Source organism: Chitinophaga niabensis (assembly GCF_900129465.1).
In the GTDB taxonomy this organism is placed as follows: domain Bacteria; phylum Bacteroidota; class Bacteroidia; order Chitinophagales; family Chitinophagaceae; genus Chitinophaga; species Chitinophaga niabensis.
Genome location: NZ_FSRA01000002.1, coordinates 2,830,589 through 2,848,339, shown reverse-complemented (window position 1 = coordinate 2,848,339; position 17,751 = coordinate 2,830,589). Strand labels below are relative to the sequence as shown.

Below are 17,751 nucleotides of genomic sequence, written 5' to 3'. Positions count from 1 at the left end.
ATGGAAAATGAAGTATTACTGGAAAGGTTTGAGCAACTGGCTCATGAGCAGAACTTCCGGGAGTTAAAGGACTTCCTGGACGATCAGCTCATTACCGATATTGCTGAACTTATTTACGAGGTGCCGGAACAGGCAGCCCTGATCATTAATCAACTTACGCTTGGGCGTGCTGCCGCCGCATTCAGGATCCTTGAATTTCCCACACAGGAAGATATCATCCGGGACCTGCCGGCACATAAGATAGCAGAACTGCTCAATGAACTGCCGCCGGACGACAGGACGGCCTTCCTGGAAGAACTCCCCAGCCAGGCAGTAACAGAGCTCATTAAACTACTGAACCCGGAAGAACGAAAGATCACCCTCGCCCTCCTGGGTTACCCGGAGAACAGTGTAGGCCGGATCATGACGCCGGACTATATAGCCGCCAAATCTCACTGGACGGTAGCCAAGGTGCTCAACCACATCCGGATGTATGGCCGGGATTCTGAAACCATTGATGTTATTTATATCATAGATAACCAGGGTAAACTGCTGGACGATTTCCGGATCCGCGAATTCCTGCTGGTATCTCCTGATACCCTGGTGGAATCCCTGATGGACCACCGCTTTGTTTCCCTCCATGTAAACGATGAACAGGAAGAAGCGGTACAGGTGTTCAGGTTAGAAAATCGTGTAGCCCTTCCGGTGTTGGACGATGCCGGTGTTATGCTGGGGATTGTTACCATCGACGATATGTTATGGATCTTAAATGAAGAACATACGGAAGACATCCAGAAGATCGGGGGTACCGAGGCTTTGGATGAACCTTACCTGGATATGCCCTTACTTCGGTTGGTTCAGAAACGGGTGGGCTGGCTGATCATCCTGTTCATTGGTGAAATGCTCACCGCTTCCGTAATGGCTTATTTTGAAGATGAGATCGCCAAGGCGGTTGTGCTGGCCATGTTCATTCCCCTCATTATTTCCAGTGGCGGTAACAGCGGTTCACAGGCTTCCACACTGATCATCCAGGCCATGGCCCTGGGTGAATTAACCATCAAAGACTGGTGGAGGGTGATGCGAAGGGAGATCATTTCCGGTGTACTACTGGGTTCGGCCCTGGGCATTATTGGTTTTATCAGGATCCTGATCTGGAACTCCTTCTTCCATACTTACGGCGATCATACGGTGCTTATTGGTCTTACACTGGGCGTATCATTGATAGGCGTAGTATTATGGGGCACCTTATCCGGTTCCATGCTGCCATTGATATTGAAAAAAGCAGGTGCTGACCCTGCCAGTTCCTCTGCGCCATTTGTGGCCACACTGGTGGATGTTACCGGATTACTGATCTATTTCTCTGTCGCGTATATTTTCCTGAAAGGTATCCTGCTTTAATATTTCGTTCTGATCAGCTTCGCCATTTTCCTTCCTTTATATACCATGAACAGGAAGTTATAATCTTCATCCCGGATGGTATCCCTCGGAAAAGTGTTCAGGCTTTTCAGGATGGGAATGAGGGTATTGCTATGACCGATCACGAGGATCTTTTTACCCCAGTCGTTATTACGGCTGATCTCATACAACAGCGATTCTCCTGTGCTATCCGGTTTATATAAGGCAGTATCTATCTTACCCAGGATGCGCAAAGAATCGCCTGTTTGCAAAGTGCGTTTGAATGGTGTGGAATAGATCCGTGTAATACCGGAATCTTTCAGCATCCTGTATAACTTCCCGGCCCGTTTCAAACCGGCTTCGGTTAATGTGGAGTCTGCTCCCGGGTTCTTTTCCGCATGACGTACCACAAAGAAAGTACCTGTAAGAAAAGTGCTATCTTCCGTAACAGGCACCTGTACCCGCTCCTGCTTCACAGGCGCAGGCCCGCAAGCTGTTAACAGCGTGATTACCAATACTGTGCCGTACATCATTTTGCGTGAGATCATGCTGGGTTGTTTATTATATTGCAACAAATTATAGAATTCTTCACTATTATACAATATGAAAAAAATACTGCTCTCCTTCGCTGGCCTGTTCTTATCAACCCTTACTTACGCACAAACCCTTACTGTAGAGAAGATCATGCGCGATCCCAAATGGATCGGTACCTCTCCGGATAATTTAAAATGGAGTGCGGATGGTAAAACCGTATACTTTAACTGGAACCCGGAAAAAGCAATGGCAGATTCGCTTTATTCCATCACCCTCAGCAAACATACACCGGTAAAGACCAACGCGGCAGACAGGGTACTGATCAATGCCAGGAGTTTTGGACAGTATAATAAAGCACACACCCAACTCGTCTATACTTATTACGGAGACATCTACCTTCGGGAGGTGGCCACCGGAAAAGAAACACGCATCACCAATACCGCAGAAACAGAAACACAGGCAGACTTTGCCATGCAGGATACCCGCATCCTCTTCCGCCGTAACCGCAACCTTTTCACCTGGGATATTAAAACAGGTTTGATTGAACAGTTCACGGATTTTGTGCAGGGCGCCAAACCATTGGAAAGAAAAGAAAAGCTGAGTGCGCAGGACCAGTTCCTGAAGAACCAGCAATTGGAATTAATGCAGGTGCTGAAGGATAAAAAAGCAAAAGCAGATGCTGCGGCAGCATATACCAAAAGCCTTCCTAAAGTGCCGCAAATGCGTACGCTCTACCTGGAAGACAAATCGCTGGGAGAAGTGGTATTAAGTCCTGACGGCCGTTTTGTAGTGTACCGTTTAAATGATGAACCGCCAGGAGAGAAAACCACCATCGTTCCCAACTATGTAACAGAAACAGGCTATACTACGGATATCAGGAGCCGCAGCAAAGTAGGCGCTCCCTGGGGAAGTTTTGAATCCTTTGTGTACGACAGGGAAAAGGACACGGTGATCGCCATTAAAACGGCCGGCATTCCGGGCATTACAGACAAGCCTGATTATGCAAAACAGGATACGGCCAAAGCCAAAAACCGCGGTGTGATCATCAGCGGCCCTTACTGGTCAGAGAAAGGAACTTATGCTGTAGTGGACATTAATTCACAGGATAACAAAGACCGCTGGATCATGTTACTGGATGCCGCTAACGGTACACTCCGTTTGCTGGACCGCCAGCGGGATGAAGCATGGATAGGTGGCCCCGGCGTAGGTTGGGGAAATATCGGCTGGGTAGATGAACAAACCATCTGGTTCCAGAGTGAAGCAACCGGTTATTCCCATCTCTACACCATGAATGTAGCCAGCAATAAAAAGCAGGCTTTAACCAGCGGGAACTATGAAGTACAGGATGTAACCTTATCTCATAACAAACAATACTTCTACCTGCTCACCAATGAAGTGCATCCCGGTGAAAAGCAATATTACCGTTTGCCGGTAACCGGCGGTAAAGCAGAACGCATTACCAGCATGCCCGGCGCACATACCGTTACACTTTCCCCGGATGAAAAATGGATCGCTTACCGTTATTCCACTTCCAACAAACCCTGGGAAATGTACCTCCAGGAAAATAAAGCAGGTGCCAAACCGGTACAGATCACACAGCTGGCCCAATCAGAAGAATTTAAAGCTTATCCCTGGAGGGAAGCCAACGTGATCACCTTCAAAGCACGTGACAATGAAATGGTGCATGCCCGGCTGTATACTCCTGAAACTGCCAAACGCAATGGCGCCGCCGTGATCTTTGTACATGGCGCAGGTTATCTGCAGAATGCGCATAAATGGTGGAGCCAATATTTCAGGGAATATATGTTCCATAATCTTTTAACAGACCTTGGTTATACCGTACTGGATATAGATTACCGTGGCAGTGCAGGTTATGGCCGGAACTGGCGTACCGGCATTTACCGCTATATGGGTGGAAAGGACCTTACAGACCAGGTGGATGGCGCTAAATTCCTGGCACAAAACTATGGCGTAGACCCTAAACGTGTGGGGATCTATGGCGGCAGTTACGGCGGATTTATTACTCTCATGGCCATGTTCACCACACCGGATGATTTTGCCGCCGGAGCAGCACTCCGTTCTGTTACAGACTGGGCGCATTATAATCACGGTTATACTTCAAACATCCTCAACGAACCTTTTACTGATAGTATCGCTTACCGGAAGTCTTCCCCCATTTATTATGCAGAAGGGTTAAAGGGGCATTTGCTGATGTGCCATGGCATGGTGGATACCAATGTGCATTTCCAGGATATTGTACGCCTCAGCCAGCGCCTCATAGAACTCGGCAAAAACAACTGGGAACTGGCCGTATACCCAATTGAAGATCACGGCTTTACAGAGCCTGCCAGCTGGACGGATGAGTACAAACGTATACTGGGCCTGTTCGAGAAAGTGTTGCAGCGGCGCTAATGCCTGCCACCGCAGTATTTTCAGTATATTTGAATACATCTAATTCCCTACCGTCCTCATATGAACCAATTGAAAAGAAGTGTACTGGTATGTGTGCTGTTAGTGACAGGCTCTGTTGCAGCTGCTCAGCATAAACAGGCGAATAATAAGAAATACCAGGGTTTATTATGGGAGATCACCGGCAAGAACATGCCGAAGCCTTCCTACCTCTTTGGTACCATGCACGTAAGCAATAAGCTGGCATTCCATCTCAGCGATTCTTTCTATCACTGTATCAAGAACGCTGATATCGTTTCTTTGGAAACAGATCCGCAGCAATTGCAGGAAGACTTTTCCAAAAGCAATATGTTACGCCTCAGTTCCCGCTATATGAATGAATTGGCCGGGAATGGCAGTATGAGCAAAGATGCCTTCACCATTGGCGCCTATGGGGATCTGATCAGGACCGGCCTTACTTACCGGCCTGAAATGATCAATCACCTGCTCTACCGCTCTTTTGCTGCACAGGAAGATTTTGAGGAAGATACTTTCCTGGATATGTACATCTACCAGGTAGGTAAAAAAATGGGCAAACGTGCAACCGGCGTGGAAAGCTTTGAAGAGTCCGAACGCCTGATGCTGGAAGCATACAGGGATGCGGCGAAAGACAAAAAGCAAAAAAAGGTGAACAGGGATGCAGAAAATCCCCTGGACTCAAGGAATAAACTGAATGATGCCTACCGCCGCGGAGACCTGGATATGCTGGATTCCATTTCCAGCAATCAATACACCTCTCCTGCTTTCATGGAAAAATTCCTTTACAAACGGAACGAAAACATGTTCCGGGTGATCGATTCCATTATCCGTATCAATAGCCTGTTTGCCGGTGTAGGCGCAGCACACCTTCCCGGAGACCGCGGCCTGATCTATATGTTACGTAAAGCCGGTTATACTGTACGCCCGGTTGTGTTCAACAATCGCGACAGTGAACAAAAGGACCAGCTGGAGAAAGTAAAGGCCCCGGTAGTATTTCAAACCTATACTTCAGAAGACGGATGGATCCAGGTAGATGTACCCGGCAAACTTTTCAACTTCAGCGGCCTGACCATGTTGAACCAGTTACAGTATGCAGACCTGGCCAATGGCGCCTATTACCTGGTGAGCCGCATCAAGACCAACGCATTGAGCCTCGGGCAAAGTGAAGCAGATGTATCCCTGAAAATAGACAGTCTTTTATACGAGAACATTCCCGGTAAGATCATCACTAAAAAAGCGATCAGCAATAACGGTTATAAAGGTTTTGATATCCGTAACCGCACACGGCGGGGTGATATGCAGCGGTACAACATCTTTGTTACACCTTTTGAAGTGTTCATCTTCAAGATCAGTGGTAACGGGGAATATGTGGAAGGAGAAGAAGGTGACCGTTTCTTTGCCTCCATCAAATTAAAAACATTACAAAGCGGCGCGTGGGTCAATTACCACTCCCCAGGTAATACCTTTTCTGTAAAAATGCCCCATACACCTGTATTCGCCAATAATATCACCCTTCGTTCCCTCAGCAAACGGCAGGAGTACGAAGCTTTAGATAAACAAACCGGCAACAGTTACCTGGTGATGCGTAAAACCATCCCCGATTATTCCGTACTGGAAGAAGATACCGTAGAGCTGGGTTTTGCAGAAGAAAGTTTTCAGCAGTCACAATTCATCAAACAGCAAAAGAGCAGGAAATTCATGACCTGGCAGGGTTACACCTGTCTTGAAATAGTGAACCAGCATACAGATAACAGCTTCTCCCAAACACGCATCCTGTTGCAGGGGCCACATTACTTCATCCTGTCTGCCCATTACAGGAATGATAAGAAAGCCTTATCCGATTTCTTTCAATCTTTTGTGCCTGCAAACCCTGTTTACAACACGGCACAAGCCTATACAGATACAAGCCTTTACTTCTCTGTAAAAACACCCGTGATCCCTAAAGACGACGATGCCCTGATGGAAGCATTTTCCGGAGCCGGCAGTACGGAAGAAAATACGGACCATGCCTATAAGGTGAAGAACAAAACTTTCCGCTCAGACAGTACAGGGGAAGAAGTAAAAGTAGTGTTCCAGAAATTCAACCGTTATTACAGCACTAAGGACAGTGCGCAATTCTGGGGAAGAGAGATCGACAACCTGACAGACCAGGGGGACCTGGTGATCCATAGTAAAAAGTATGAACGTTTACCCGGCTGGGAAAGCACCCTGCTGCAAATGCGGGATACCAACAGCACCAGGAACTTCTACTGCAAAGTATTTGTGCGCAATGGTGCCCAGTACACGCTCTCTGCTGTTACCGATAATATCAAGGGCCCCTCTTCTTTCATCACTTCTTTCTTTGATACTTTTACGCCCGGGGATACCGTATTCGGTAAATCCATTTACCTGAGCAAAGCCCCGGAGTTCTTCGCTGATTTTAACAGTAAAGACAGCACTACCCGCCAGCAGGCAAAGAGTTCCATCAGCACCGTTCATTATAAAGATGAACATGCGCCGGAACTGATCAGGCTTATAAAGAGCTGGGGAGCCGGTGAAAAGAATTACCTGGAAGTGAAGAACGACCTTATTGCAGAACTGGGTTACATCAGCCATCCGGAAATACTGCCCTTCCTCGAAAGCGCTTACCTCGCTGCTAACGATACCGCCAGCCTGCAACGCAACATCCTGGAAAGTTTATTGAAACAGCAAACCATGGAAGCAGATAAAGTGTTCAGCAACCTGGTATTGAAAGAGATCCCCATTTTCAGTAACGAGGATAATATCTACGCTATGCTGTCTCCCCTCCGGGATTCACTGCAACTCAGCAAATCCCTTTTCCCTGATCTGCTCCAGCTCACCGCGCTCACGGATTATAAAGAACCGGTATACAGCCTGCTCGCTACTATGCTGGACAGTAACGTGATCCAGCCATCGCTGTACGAGCATCATATCAGCCAGATTGCTTTTGATGCCCGGATAGCGCTGCAAAAAGAAATAGCAGATGAACAGGAGCAAATAGACGAGGACGACGATAATGATATAGAAAGCCGCTTTCACCCCAATAATGTACTGCACGAATACGCGGTACTGCTATTGCCTTACCGCAACACAAACAAGAATGCGGAAAGGTTCTTTAGTCGTTATGAAAGCACAAAGAATCCTTTACAGCAGATCCTGCTGGCGCAGTTATACCTCCGGCACAAGCTGCCGGTAGCAGACAGCCTGCTGCAACAGATCGCCGCGCAGGAGAAATACCGTGTTGCCTTATGGGAAGCCCTGGAGGAAATACAACAGCTTGATAAATTCCCAAAAGCTTATAAAAAGCAGGAATCCATTGCCAGGAGCGTTTTATATGGCATGGTGGATTACAACACCAGGATCGATTCCATAGTGTTGCTGGGTAAACAGCATACTACCCACCGTTTCAAAAAGGGCAACGTTTACCTGTATAAATACAAACAGAAGGAAGAAGATACCTGGTACCTTGGTATCAGCGGCCTCCAGCCGGAGGATGAAAAGCAGTCTTCCAGCAACGAATCCCTCACACAGCTCACGGATATCCGTTATGATGCAGACAGGTCTGTACCTGAACAATTCATCAAAGTGATCCGCCAGGTGAAATACAAGAACCGTTACCGGTGGGACAATGACATGAACCTGGGAGCTATGCTCAACGCGAACTGATCCTTTATTTTATGGCGGCGGCCGGGTAAAGATGTTTAAACACCTTTGCCCGGCCGCTTTTTTTGTGCATATTGCATAGATAACCTTATTAAAACATACTGAATTTTATGTGTGGAATTGTTGCATACATAGGTCACCGGGAAGCGTATCCGGTAGTTATCAAAGGCCTGAAACGTCTTGAATACCGTGGATACGATAGTACAGGCGTTGCTTTATTGAACGGTGGAAGTCTGAAAGTATATAAGAAGAAAGGAAAAGTAGCCGAACTGGAAGATTATATTACCGGTAAAGACCTCAAAAGCCATATCGCGATAGGCCACACCCGCTGGGCCACGCATGGAGAACCAAGTGACAGGAATGCACATCCTCAAATGTCCGGCGATGGTAAATTAGCCATGGTGCATAACGGGATCATAGAAAACTATGCCCAGCTGAAACAGGAACTGCTGAACAAAGGGCATCAGTTCACCAGCGATACAGATACGGAAGTATTGATCCACTTTATCCAGGAGATTAAAAAAAGCAATCAATGCAGCACGGAAGAAGCCCTCAGGATAGCCCTGAAAAGAGTAGTGGGCGCTTATGTGATCCTCATTGTGGATGAAGATAATCCGGATACCCTGATCGCAGCCCGGAAAGGCAGCCCGCTGGTGATAGGCGTTGGCAAAGGAGAACACTTCCTCGCATCAGACGCTTCCCCCATCATTGAATACACAAAAGAAGTTGTGTATGTGAACGACTATGAAATAGCGATCCTTAAAGCAGACGAACTCATCCTCAAAAATATTTCCAACGAAATACAAACACCCTATATACAGAAGCTGGACATGGAACTGGCCGCCATTGAGAAAGGCGGTTACGACCACTTCATGCTGAAAGAAGTGTTTGAACAACCACAAACCATCTTTGACAGTTTACGCGGACGCCTGGATGCAAAAGCGGGCCAGCTTACACTGGGTGGACTTCGTGAACACATGGACCTCCTGAAGGATGCCAACCGCATTATTATTGTAGCATGTGGTACCTCCTGGCATGCAGGGCTGGTAGCAGAATACATGATAGAAGAATTATGCCGCATTCCCGTGGAAGTGGAATACGCTTCTGAATTCCGTTACCGCAATCCTGTTGTAGGAAAAGGTGATGTGATCATTGCCGTTTCACAATCCGGGGAAACAGCAGACACCCTCGTTGCCATGGAAAGCGCTAAAGAAAAAGGTGCTATCATCCTGGGCGTATGTAACGTGGTTGGCTCTTCTATCGCCCGGTTGTCCAACGGCGGCGTATATACGCATGCAGGGCCGGAAATAGGCGTAGCCAGCACAAAAGCGTTCACTGCACAGCTTGCGGTATTATGCCTTATAGGCCTTAAGATAGCAGAAGCAAAAGGTACCATCACCGCACAACGTTTCCAGCACCTGCTGGATGAACTGGAAGGCGTACCGGATAAAGTAGCCATTGCGCTCAAACTGAATGATCAGACCAAAGCTATCGCCAATAAATACAAAGATGCACGCGACTTCCTTTACCTGGGCCGTGGATACAACTTCCCCATTGCACTGGAAGGCGCGCTCAAGCTGAAGGAAATATCTTATATCCACGCAGAAGGTTATCCTGCCGCCGAAATGAAACACGGGCCTATTGCCCTGGTGGACGAGAACCTGCCTGTAGTATTTGTAGCTACCAAAGACCGTTACTACGACAAAGTAGTATCCAATATACAAGAGATCAAAGCACGTAAAGGAAAAGTGATCGCCGTTATCACGGAAGGCGATCAGATCATTTCCGGTATGGCAGATGATGTGATCGTGGTTCCGGAAGCAGATGAACTGGTAGCACCTATTATTTCCGTGATCCCCCTCCAATTACTGGCTTATCACATTGGTGTATTAAAAGGCCTGGATGTAGACAAACCAAGGAACCTGGCCAAGTCTGTAACTGTAGAATAATATCCTTATGAACCATATAGAAAAGAAACCACTCCACCAGCTGGGGTATCAGTTCATTGACGGCCCTTATCTGCCGGAAGGAAAGAATGAATACTACCTCCGGGATAAACAACGCGGCAAGGAAACCGTACACCGCAAACTGAATGCAAGGGAAATTGAAACATTGGTTCGGAACGACAATACCTCGGACGACTGGAACAATATATTTGTAGATAACGACTTTGACCCCAACCTGGTGCAGCACTGCCACTTTTATGGCATGGTGCGCATCGGCAAACTGGAACCCTACTTCCTGGAATTCCATAACCTCCGCCTGCCGGTAGGGCTTTATAACAGCACCATTGCCTCCTGCGATTTCGGGGACAACGTGGTAGTGCAAAATGTGAACTTCCTTTCCCATTACATCATCGGCAACGAAGTGATCATTGCCAATGTAAACGAAATGGCCACTACAGACCATGCCAAATTCGGAAATGGTATTGTAAAAGAAGGGGAGCCGGAAAGCGTACGCATCTGGTTGGAGCTTTGTAATGAGAACGGCGGCAGAAGTGTAATGCCTTTCGACGGCATGCTGCCGGGAGATGCCTGGCTCTGGACACGCAACCGGCACGATGCCGTTCTGCAAGAGCAGTTCAAAGCCTTCACTGAAAAAGAGTTCGACAAGAAAAGAGGGTACTACGGCATGGTAGGAGACCGTACCGTGATCAAGAACTGTAAGATCATTAAAGATGTAACCATCGGTACGGACGCTTACCTGAAAGGTGCCAATAAATTAAAGAACCTCACCATCAACAGTGAAGCCGGTGCCCCTACCCAGATAGGAGAAGGCTGTGAGATGGTGAACGGGATCATAGGGCTGGGCTGCCGCGCTTTCTATGGTGTAAAAGCCGTTCGTTTTATCATGGCCTCGCATTCGCAGTTAAAATATGGTGCGCGGCTGATCAACTCTTACCTGGGCAACAACGCTACTATCTCCTGCTGTGAAGTATTGAATTCACTGATCTTCCCGGCACATGAGCAACACCATAACAACTCCTTCCTCTGCGCCGCATTGATCATGGGCCAGAGTAATATGGCAGCAGGTGCTACCATTGGTTCCAACCATAATTCCCGTGGAGCAGATGGTGAGATCATTGCAGGCAGGGGCTTCTGGCCAGGTCTCTCCGTAACCCTGAAACATAATTCCAAATTTGCCAGCTTCACCCTGATCTCCAAAGGCAATTACCTGCATGAATTACAGGTACCCTATCCTTTCAGCCTTGTTGTGAATGATGAACATGAGAACAGCCTGAAAGTAATGCCAGGATATTGGCTCATGCACAATATGTACGCATTGGCCCGCAACTCCTGGAAGTATATAGACAGAGATAAACGCACTGATAAAACACAGGTGCTGGAATTTGATTACCTGGCACCGGATTCCGTGGAAGAGTTATTCACTACGCTGGAACTGCTGGAACTGGCTGTAGGAAAGGCACACCATGGTAATAAAAAAGTAAGCGAGAAAACCCTGCGGCAGGATGGCCGGCAGTTGCTGCTGAAAGAAAATGAATCCGTTAAACGGATGACAATCTATGCAGACGGTATCGAAAACTCCGCCCGCAAAGTGCAGCTGCTGAAAGTACATCGCTCTTATCCTCTTTTCCGCGAACTGATTGTGTTGTACGCTATGCGTAACCTGCTGAAAAATATCGTAGTGGTTCCATCTTTTAATGCTTTATCGGCCCTTTGCAGGAACAGCAAACGCACAGCATGGCATAATGCCGGCGGGCAGCTGATCAAAGCAGAGGATATGGATGATATCAAAATGCGGATCAGGAAAGGAAAGATCAACAGCTGGCAGCAGTTGCATGATACTTACCGGCAGTTAGGCGAGCGATATGAACAGGATAAATTACAACATGCGCTGGCCAGCCTGTTAGAGCTGTTACAGCTCACACCCAAAGAATTCACTACCTCCCAGCTCAGAAAATGCCTGGAGCAATCCGTGCATACGCTTGGTGCTTTAACGGAAGGTATCTATCGCAGCCGGGAAAAAGATTATGTAAATCCTTTCCGCCAGATGACCTACGAGAACCAGGAAGAAATGGAAGCAGTAGTAGGCAAACTGGATGAGAACAGTTTTATTCAACAAACGATCACGGACCTGAAAGCCTATAAGAAACAAGTGAAGGACCTGATCAAAAAATGGGAACTCTGATGGAAAAGAACCGTTGCGGCTGGAGCCTGAAAGATCAGCTATATAAGGACTATCACGACAATGAATGGGGCGTACCCAATCACGATGATACACATTTATTCGAGATGCTCAATCTCGAAGGTGCGCAGGCAGGGCTAAGCTGGTATACGGTACTCACTAAAAGGGAGAACTACCGTGCTGCCTTTGATCAATGGGATGCTAATAAGATAGCCCGTTACACAGAGAAGAAGATTTCTTCTTTATTAGAGAACCCGGGGATCATTCGCAATAAGCTGAAGATCCATGCCACCATTGGCAATGCTAAAGCCTTCCTTGCTGTGCAGAAGGAATTCGGCAGCTTTGATAAATACATCTGGCAGTTTGTGGGACATAAACCTATTTTGAACAGGTTTGCGAGCCTGAGCAATGTACCTGCTAAGACTGCGGAGTCTGATGCTATGAGTAAGGATCTGTTGAAGCGGGGGTTTAAGTTTGTGGGCTCAACGATCTGTTATGCCTATATGCAGGCAACAGGGATGGTGAATGATCATGTGCAGGGGTGTTGGAAATATAAGAAGTAACTGCTCAAATGCTATTATTTTTTCAAAATAATATGCGTTGCATTTTCTCCATTTATCTTCTCGATCTTATTAAAACCAAGGGCAGGCAGATCAATCCCGGAAAACAGGTTTTCTCCTGAACCAAGAAAAATGGGTGAGAACGTCAATTGAATTTCATCAACATAGCCTGCCCGTAAGAATTGGTGAACTGTTGAAACACCTCCCCCGATGCGGATATCTTTTCCATCCGCTACCTTTTTAGCTTCCTCAAGTGCAGCTTCGATACCGCCGGTGACAAAGTGAAACGTTGTTCCCCCTTCCATTTTGAAAGATTCCCTTGCATGATGGGTTAAAACAAATACAGGAACATGAAAAGGTGGTTGTTCACCCCACCAGCCTTTCCATTCATCATCCGGCCAGGCTCCGCGGACCGGACCGAACATATTACGCCCTATAATCCAGGCGCCTACATTTTCCATGGACTTCCTGGCAATATCGTTGTCCACGCCGGTGCCATCACTGTTTGCTTTTTCAAACATCCATGCGTGAAGCTCTTCCCCTCTTATGCCGAGTGGATCTTTTAAGCTTTGAAGTGGTCCTGCTCCAAACCCATCCAGCGAAATGGAGAATGTCGTGATCTTGATCTTACTCATAACTTAATTAATTATGTGATTCAGAAAAAACGGTGAAATTCTTCCCATCGTAACGGCTCAGACCAAAACCCCTTGTCCCAAACCAAAGATTGCCGTTCCTGTCTTCTAAAATGCTAAACACTGAATTGTTGGTCAAGCCATCCTGTGTGGTGAAATTTTTAAAGGACTTGCCATCGAACCGCCACACCCCATCTTTCTCTGTGGTGAACCAAAGATTTCCTTTTTTATCTTCTAAAATAGCATACATCCCTTTATCAACAAGGCCCTTATTTTTCGTAAAGCTTATAAAGCTCTGCCCATCATAACGGCAGGCGCCGTGCCTCCTGGTGGCCAACCAAAGGTTACCGGTCTTATCTTCTGAGATAGAAAAGATCATATCATCGGTGATGCTATCCTGCGATTGGGAATTGGGATCTTTCTTCAGAAAGAATTTTACATTATTGGCAGGTTGTTCTTCCTGCAAATAATAACCGGCAGATGGCAGATAATTAGTGAAAACTTTCCCATCATATTTCCACACACCGCCGCGGTTCCAGGTACAAAACCATATGTTTCCCTTTTTATCCTGTAAAATATCTATAATGGCCTGGTGATGCGCATCAAGGTTAAATGCGTGATCATCTTTATTCAGAAAGTTAGCAAAGGTCTTACCATCGTATCGGTAAACGCCGCTTTGCATTGTTCCTAACCAAAGGTTTCCTTCCTTGTCTTCTAAAAGGCTTGAAACAGTTTTTTTGCTTACATCATCGTTCGCTGTAAGAGCAGTAATGGATTTGCCATTGTACTTAAAAACACCGCTGTTAGTGGCGAATAGAATATTCCCAGCTTTGTCCTGAATAATTTCATTTACATTATTACTGCCCAGTCCATCTTTGGTTGTAAAATTGGTAAAGGACCGGCCATCGTACCGATAGGCTCCCTGCCCTGTGCTGAACCAAATGTTGCCTGCTTTATCCTGCAGCTCACAAATAACATTGCCAGACATCCCGATAATTTTGGGCTGTCCCTTACATCCGGGAAAAGGGATGACCAATAGCAGAAGGAGCAGGATTTGCTTTTGCAGGTTCATCTTTAAATTTAACTAAATTTCTTTGCTGAATGGCCTGCGATCACTAAATACCAGGATCACTGCAATAAGCCCAATTATAAAATAACTGAGTACTAGTGGAAAAACCTCTTTCACCATTAAATAACTGATCACCGATCCCAGGGAAGCACCAATGAAAAAGAAAGCAGTTCCGTAGACAGATGAAGCCATACCAGCCATTTCTCCCAGTGGCTCTAAGCCTAAAGCACTGCTATTAGGTTCTATGGCTAAATTGAGGGCCATCAAAAGCGTAATGGCAATAAAGAAAACCGGCATTGTTGGCGGATCCCCCAAAGCAGAGGTCAAAAGCAGCAGTATACCTGCTATGATAGTATATAGTACAACCAGCCATTTTATCGTACGCCTTGCCCCATACCTGGATGAAAGGCGGGAATTGAGCAGGGTGAAAAGCGCCATTACCAATCCCATGCTTCCAAAGATCCAGGCAAATAATTCCGGCTTACCGTAGATCTCTCCCACAATGTGTTCAGAGCTGGAAACATAGGCGCTTAATGCCATGAAAAGTAATGTACTAACGCCGGCATACCTCAGAAAAACGGGATTACTGATAACTGTCCGGATAGATTTGCGGATGCTCTTCCAGTTGAGTGCGACGCGTTGCCCGGGAAGAAGGGATTCCTCCAGCCTGAGTGACCAGAGAAAGATAATAACTGCAAAAATGGGAGGTGTGAGGAATACCATTTTCCAGGATGAAATATTCAGAATGGCCATCCCTAAAAAAGGCGCCACTACAGGCGTAAAAAGGAAAATAGTAAAGATCAGCGACATGATGCGTGCCATCTCATCTCCAACGAAGCGATCACGAACACCTGCAATAGTGGTCATAAATACAGCGGATGCTCCCATGCCAGCAAAAAAGCGCGCTGCACACATGAGCTGCAGACTCGGTGCAAAAGCCGCAGCGAGCCCCCCGATGATGTATAAGGGGAAACCTATACGCAGGATCGGCAAACGCCCAAAGCGGTCTGAAAGCACACCAAATATGATCTGCGCCACCTGCCCCATAAAAAAGAAGCCAATCACCTGGGCAGCAGCAGTAGATGCAGGTTCAAGACCAAAATGCTTTCGTAGTGCGCCTAATACAGGAAGCATGATGTCAATCCCTAAAGCTGTGAGCATCATTGTGCAGGCAGATAAGGCAATGAACTCTCCGGGTTTCATTTTCATTTGACAAAGTTATCGACTGCATACTATTTAAAGAGGGTATAAATGGACATTGTGGTGGGGGTATCCGGCCAAAATTGCGAAGCCTTACAGCAATTCCGGTACCGCTGAAATGAATATTCCCCTATATTAGCCAAATGTTTACAGAAGCGGAGATATTAAGCCAATTAGACTTAACATTCAAAGGGGAACCAAGTGCATATTATCCTGCAACACAACCAGAGGATATTAAGTACAATTTTTTCCTTGACCTGGAGCATGGTTACTGCGAAACGGCAGGTAGTCGCATTCATCTCTATGGAGATACCGCAAGATGGGCAATCGTGTTTGAAAAAAGCGGCTATCAAAACCGTGCAACTGCTGCTGAAATAGAACTGACTTATATTGGTAATTGTATCGACTATCCGGTTAATAAGTACCCTGAAAGGAATTACATATCCAATACAAGCAGAATAGTGCTTATTGATCCGGAAGAATTCGAAAGGATCGAAAATAAAGTCGGCGAAGAAATGGAGACATTTGAATTGATAGGGCAGGATATAAAAGAAATTAAAGTTCGCGATAGGCTTATTCCATTTGATAGCGATTACAAAAATTATGAAAAAACAGGAATTAATGTACGGGACTATGATAATCCCAAAAAGCTTATTGGCTTCGGGGACTTCGTGAGATATCTCCATGAAACTGACCCATCTGCTATTGCTGCCAGGGAAGAAGAGATCTATCAACATATCCCACAGGAACTGCCTAAACTAATGATCATAAATGATTTTCATTTTATTAGTGCATATGATGAGTCGGTTCCTCCATCTTCACAAGAAATGTATAAACTTATTGCCAATATTCTGGTGACAGGAGAAATAGTAAACTGGAAGCCTACTAAAGAACCAAATAACCATTGGACAAACTGGGAATCAGGAAATTTATAAGGATAAACAGTAATAAATAAAACTTAAACGATAACAAATGGGACTCGACTGGCGCCCTTTCGGGAAACCGAAGCCTGGCTTCGAAGAAAGGTTCAATGAAATCTTCCGTATCATTCAGGGTAAAGATAAAATTCAATTGAGTTTCCTGGATAAACTCAAAGGGAAGAAACGTCCAACACATGATGAATTATTAGACGAATGGTTCTCCATTCAGATTAAAAGTTATGAAACTATTAAGGCCCCGCTGGTAGGAAGAGATGCTCCTGCCGATAAGTGGTTGAAAGATCAATATGAAAGTTCTGACAAATCGGTTCCATACGATGAATTTGCAAGGGAATTCAATGGATACTATGTAATAGAACTAGCGGAAGAAACAGATGGAGTACCTGTATATATTGCCATGGGGCAAGACAGGAATGTCTTCAGGGGACAGTTTTTAGCTGATTGTAAGGATCTGATCGGCGAAGATCTGCTAAATGAAGCCTGGGAAACAAAATTAGCAGATGATACTTTAAAATATGGGATACAACTTTTAGCTATTGCAGATGAAATAGCATCGGCTAATAACTTGCAACATATAAAAGACCAACGTATTCCTCCTGATACGGATGAAAATAGCCTGGAAAGCAAACTTCATATTTTATACTCCGCAGGAAAATGGCTGACCTTTTATGGCAAAAACGGTCACGGATTTGAAGCAGATTTTTAGACTGATTCAAAAAAAGAGGATGTATCAGGTTCTGACACATCCTCTTTTCGCCTATATATAAATGAGATTAATTCACCGCCACATCCCACAACGGCACACTATTCACAAACTCCCTGGACACCACTTCCACTCTCACCCTCGTCAATCCCCAATGAATAAAGCCCAGTTTCTTTGCCGCCGCCTGCGTTAGATCAACTACCCTGCGGTTAGCTGCATGCAAACGGTCCGTTACTTTCACGATCACCCAGCGGTTATTCCTGATATTCGTAACCTTAATAAAGGTGCCTAATGGTAACGTATTATGTGCGGCGGTCATTGCGTTGTTATCAAAGATCTCCCCACTCGCGGTCTTTCTGCCATGGAACTTCTGTGCGTAATAACTCGCTATTCCGGTAGAGGGAGATTTAGTTTTTTGTTGTGCTATCACAGGTGCCCCACCCATAAATAGTATAAATAATATAAGATATTTCATGACACCCCCTTTTGGCAAATTTCCTGCCAG

At 46.0% G+C, this 17,751-nt stretch carries 13 protein-coding genes; 8 read left to right on the top strand and 5 right to left on the bottom strand.

Translation table 11 applies throughout. The annotated features are described in order from the left end of the window. On the top strand, positions 1 to 1,377 hold the full coding sequence (gene mgtE / locus BUR42_RS29020; RefSeq protein WP_074243014.1) for a magnesium transporter: 1,377 nt from the start codon (positions 1 to 3) through the stop codon (positions 1,375 to 1,377). Here the strand turns inward: mgtE and BUR42_RS29015 are convergent. Beyond that, the gene (locus BUR42_RS29015) at positions 1,374 to 1,922 is read right to left on the bottom strand and encodes a histidine phosphatase family protein (protein ID WP_143197627.1); all 549 of its coding nucleotides are present in this window, start codon (positions 1,920 to 1,922) and stop codon (positions 1,374 to 1,376) included. The two genes, mgtE and BUR42_RS29015, sit on opposite strands and share 4 nt — an antisense overlap. Before the next feature lie 55 nt (positions 1,923 to 1,977). On the opposite strand from BUR42_RS29015, the gene BUR42_RS29010 reads away from it, so the two are divergent. From BUR42_RS29010 to BUR42_RS28990, 5 genes are all read left to right on the top strand, one after another. Beyond that, a complete protein-coding gene (locus BUR42_RS29010) occupies positions 1,978 to 4,320 on the top strand; it encodes a S9 family peptidase (RefSeq protein ID WP_074243012.1) in 2,343 nt (780 codons plus the stop codon). A 60-nt stretch (positions 4,321 to 4,380) separates the two neighbouring features. Next, positions 4,381 to 8,001 (top strand): TraB/GumN family protein, encoded by a 3,621-nt coding sequence (locus BUR42_RS29005; protein WP_074243011.1) that lies wholly within the window; start codon positions 4,381 to 4,383, stop codon positions 7,999 to 8,001. Between the two features lie 107 nt (positions 8,002 to 8,108). Then, entirely contained in the window at positions 8,109 to 9,947 is a 1,839-nt protein-coding gene (gene glmS, locus BUR42_RS29000; RefSeq protein ID WP_074243010.1) for a glutamine--fructose-6-phosphate transaminase (isomerizing), read from the top strand. A 7-nt stretch (positions 9,948 to 9,954) separates the two neighbouring features. Further along, positions 9,955 to 12,147, top strand: coding sequence for a DUF4954 family protein (locus BUR42_RS28995; protein ID WP_074243009.1), 2,193 nt, complete (start codon positions 9,955 to 9,957; stop codon positions 12,145 to 12,147). After that, on the top strand, positions 12,147 to 12,707 hold the full coding sequence (locus tag BUR42_RS28990) for a DNA-3-methyladenine glycosylase I (protein ID WP_074243282.1): 561 nt from the start codon (positions 12,147 to 12,149) through the stop codon (positions 12,705 to 12,707). The genes BUR42_RS28995 and BUR42_RS28990 overlap by 1 nt, the downstream gene beginning before the upstream one ends. 14 nt (positions 12,708 to 12,721) lie before the next feature. Here the strand turns inward: BUR42_RS28990 and BUR42_RS28985 are convergent, their stop codons facing one another. From BUR42_RS28985 to BUR42_RS28975, 3 genes are all read right to left on the bottom strand, one after another. Continuing rightward, complete coding sequence (locus BUR42_RS28985; protein ID WP_074243008.1) at positions 12,722 to 13,339, bottom strand: dihydrofolate reductase family protein; 618 nt, start codon at positions 13,337 to 13,339, stop codon at positions 12,722 to 12,724. A 7-nt stretch (positions 13,340 to 13,346) separates the two neighbouring features. After that, on the bottom strand, positions 13,347 to 14,324 hold the full coding sequence (locus BUR42_RS28980) for a ligand-binding sensor domain-containing protein (RefSeq protein WP_159442367.1): 978 nt from the start codon (positions 14,322 to 14,324) through the stop codon (positions 13,347 to 13,349). A 96-nt stretch (positions 14,325 to 14,420) separates the two neighbouring features. Beyond that, positions 14,421 to 15,614, bottom strand: a complete 1,194-nt coding sequence (locus BUR42_RS28975; RefSeq protein WP_074243006.1) for an MFS transporter — start codon at positions 15,612 to 15,614, stop codon at positions 14,421 to 14,423. 134 nt (positions 15,615 to 15,748) lie between these two features. Here BUR42_RS28975 and BUR42_RS28970 point away from each other — a divergent pair, with 134 nt between their 5' ends. Both BUR42_RS28970 and BUR42_RS28965 read left to right on the top strand, forming a co-directional pair. Further along, positions 15,749 to 16,540: a DUF7003 family protein gene (locus tag BUR42_RS28970; protein ID WP_074243005.1), complete on the top strand. Its 792-nt coding sequence runs from the start codon at positions 15,749 to 15,751 to the stop codon at positions 16,538 to 16,540. Between the two features lie 37 nt (positions 16,541 to 16,577). Further along, positions 16,578 to 17,249 carry a hypothetical protein gene (locus tag BUR42_RS28965; protein ID WP_074243004.1) on the top strand — a complete coding sequence of 224 codons (672 nt, stop codon included), beginning with the start codon at positions 16,578 to 16,580 and terminating at the stop codon, positions 17,247 to 17,249. Positions 17,250 to 17,316: 67 nt separating this feature from the next. On the opposite strand, the gene BUR42_RS28960 is transcribed toward BUR42_RS28965, so the two are convergent. Beyond that, the gene (locus BUR42_RS28960) at positions 17,317 to 17,721 is read right to left on the bottom strand and encodes a septal ring lytic transglycosylase RlpA family protein (protein WP_074243003.1); all 405 of its coding nucleotides are present in this window, start codon (positions 17,719 to 17,721) and stop codon (positions 17,317 to 17,319) included. Positions 17,722 to 17,751 lie beyond the last annotated feature (30 nt).

Coding starts and splice junctions, on each gene's coding strand:
- mgtE (WP_074243014.1), top strand. CDS start 1: ATGGAAAATGAAGTATTACTGGAAAGGTTTGAGCAACTGGCTCATGAG.
- BUR42_RS29015 (WP_143197627.1), bottom strand. CDS start 1,922: ATGATCTCACGCAAAATGATGTACGGCACAGTATTGGTAATCACGCTG.
- BUR42_RS29010 (WP_074243012.1), top strand. CDS start 1,978: ATGAAAAAAATACTGCTCTCCTTCGCTGGCCTGTTCTTATCAACCCTT.
- BUR42_RS29005 (WP_074243011.1), top strand. CDS start 4,381: ATGAACCAATTGAAAAGAAGTGTACTGGTATGTGTGCTGTTAGTGACA.
- glmS (WP_074243010.1), top strand. CDS start 8,109: ATGTGTGGAATTGTTGCATACATAGGTCACCGGGAAGCGTATCCGGTA.
- BUR42_RS28995 (WP_074243009.1), top strand. CDS start 9,955: ATGAACCATATAGAAAAGAAACCACTCCACCAGCTGGGGTATCAGTTC.
- BUR42_RS28990 (WP_074243282.1), top strand. CDS start 12,147: ATGGAAAAGAACCGTTGCGGCTGGAGCCTGAAAGATCAGCTATATAAG.
- BUR42_RS28985 (WP_074243008.1), bottom strand. CDS start 13,339: ATGAGTAAGATCAAGATCACGACATTCTCCATTTCGCTGGATGGGTTT.
- BUR42_RS28980 (WP_159442367.1), bottom strand. CDS start 14,324: ATGTCTGGCAATGTTATTTGTGAGCTGCAGGATAAAGCAGGCAACATT.
- BUR42_RS28975 (WP_074243006.1), bottom strand. CDS start 15,614: ATGAAAATGAAACCCGGAGAGTTCATTGCCTTATCTGCCTGCACAATG.
- BUR42_RS28970 (WP_074243005.1), top strand. CDS start 15,749: ATGTTTACAGAAGCGGAGATATTAAGCCAATTAGACTTAACATTCAAA.
- BUR42_RS28965 (WP_074243004.1), top strand. CDS start 16,578: ATGGGACTCGACTGGCGCCCTTTCGGGAAACCGAAGCCTGGCTTCGAA.
- BUR42_RS28960 (WP_074243003.1), bottom strand. CDS start 17,721: ATGAAATATCTTATATTATTTATACTATTTATGGGTGGGGCACCTGTG.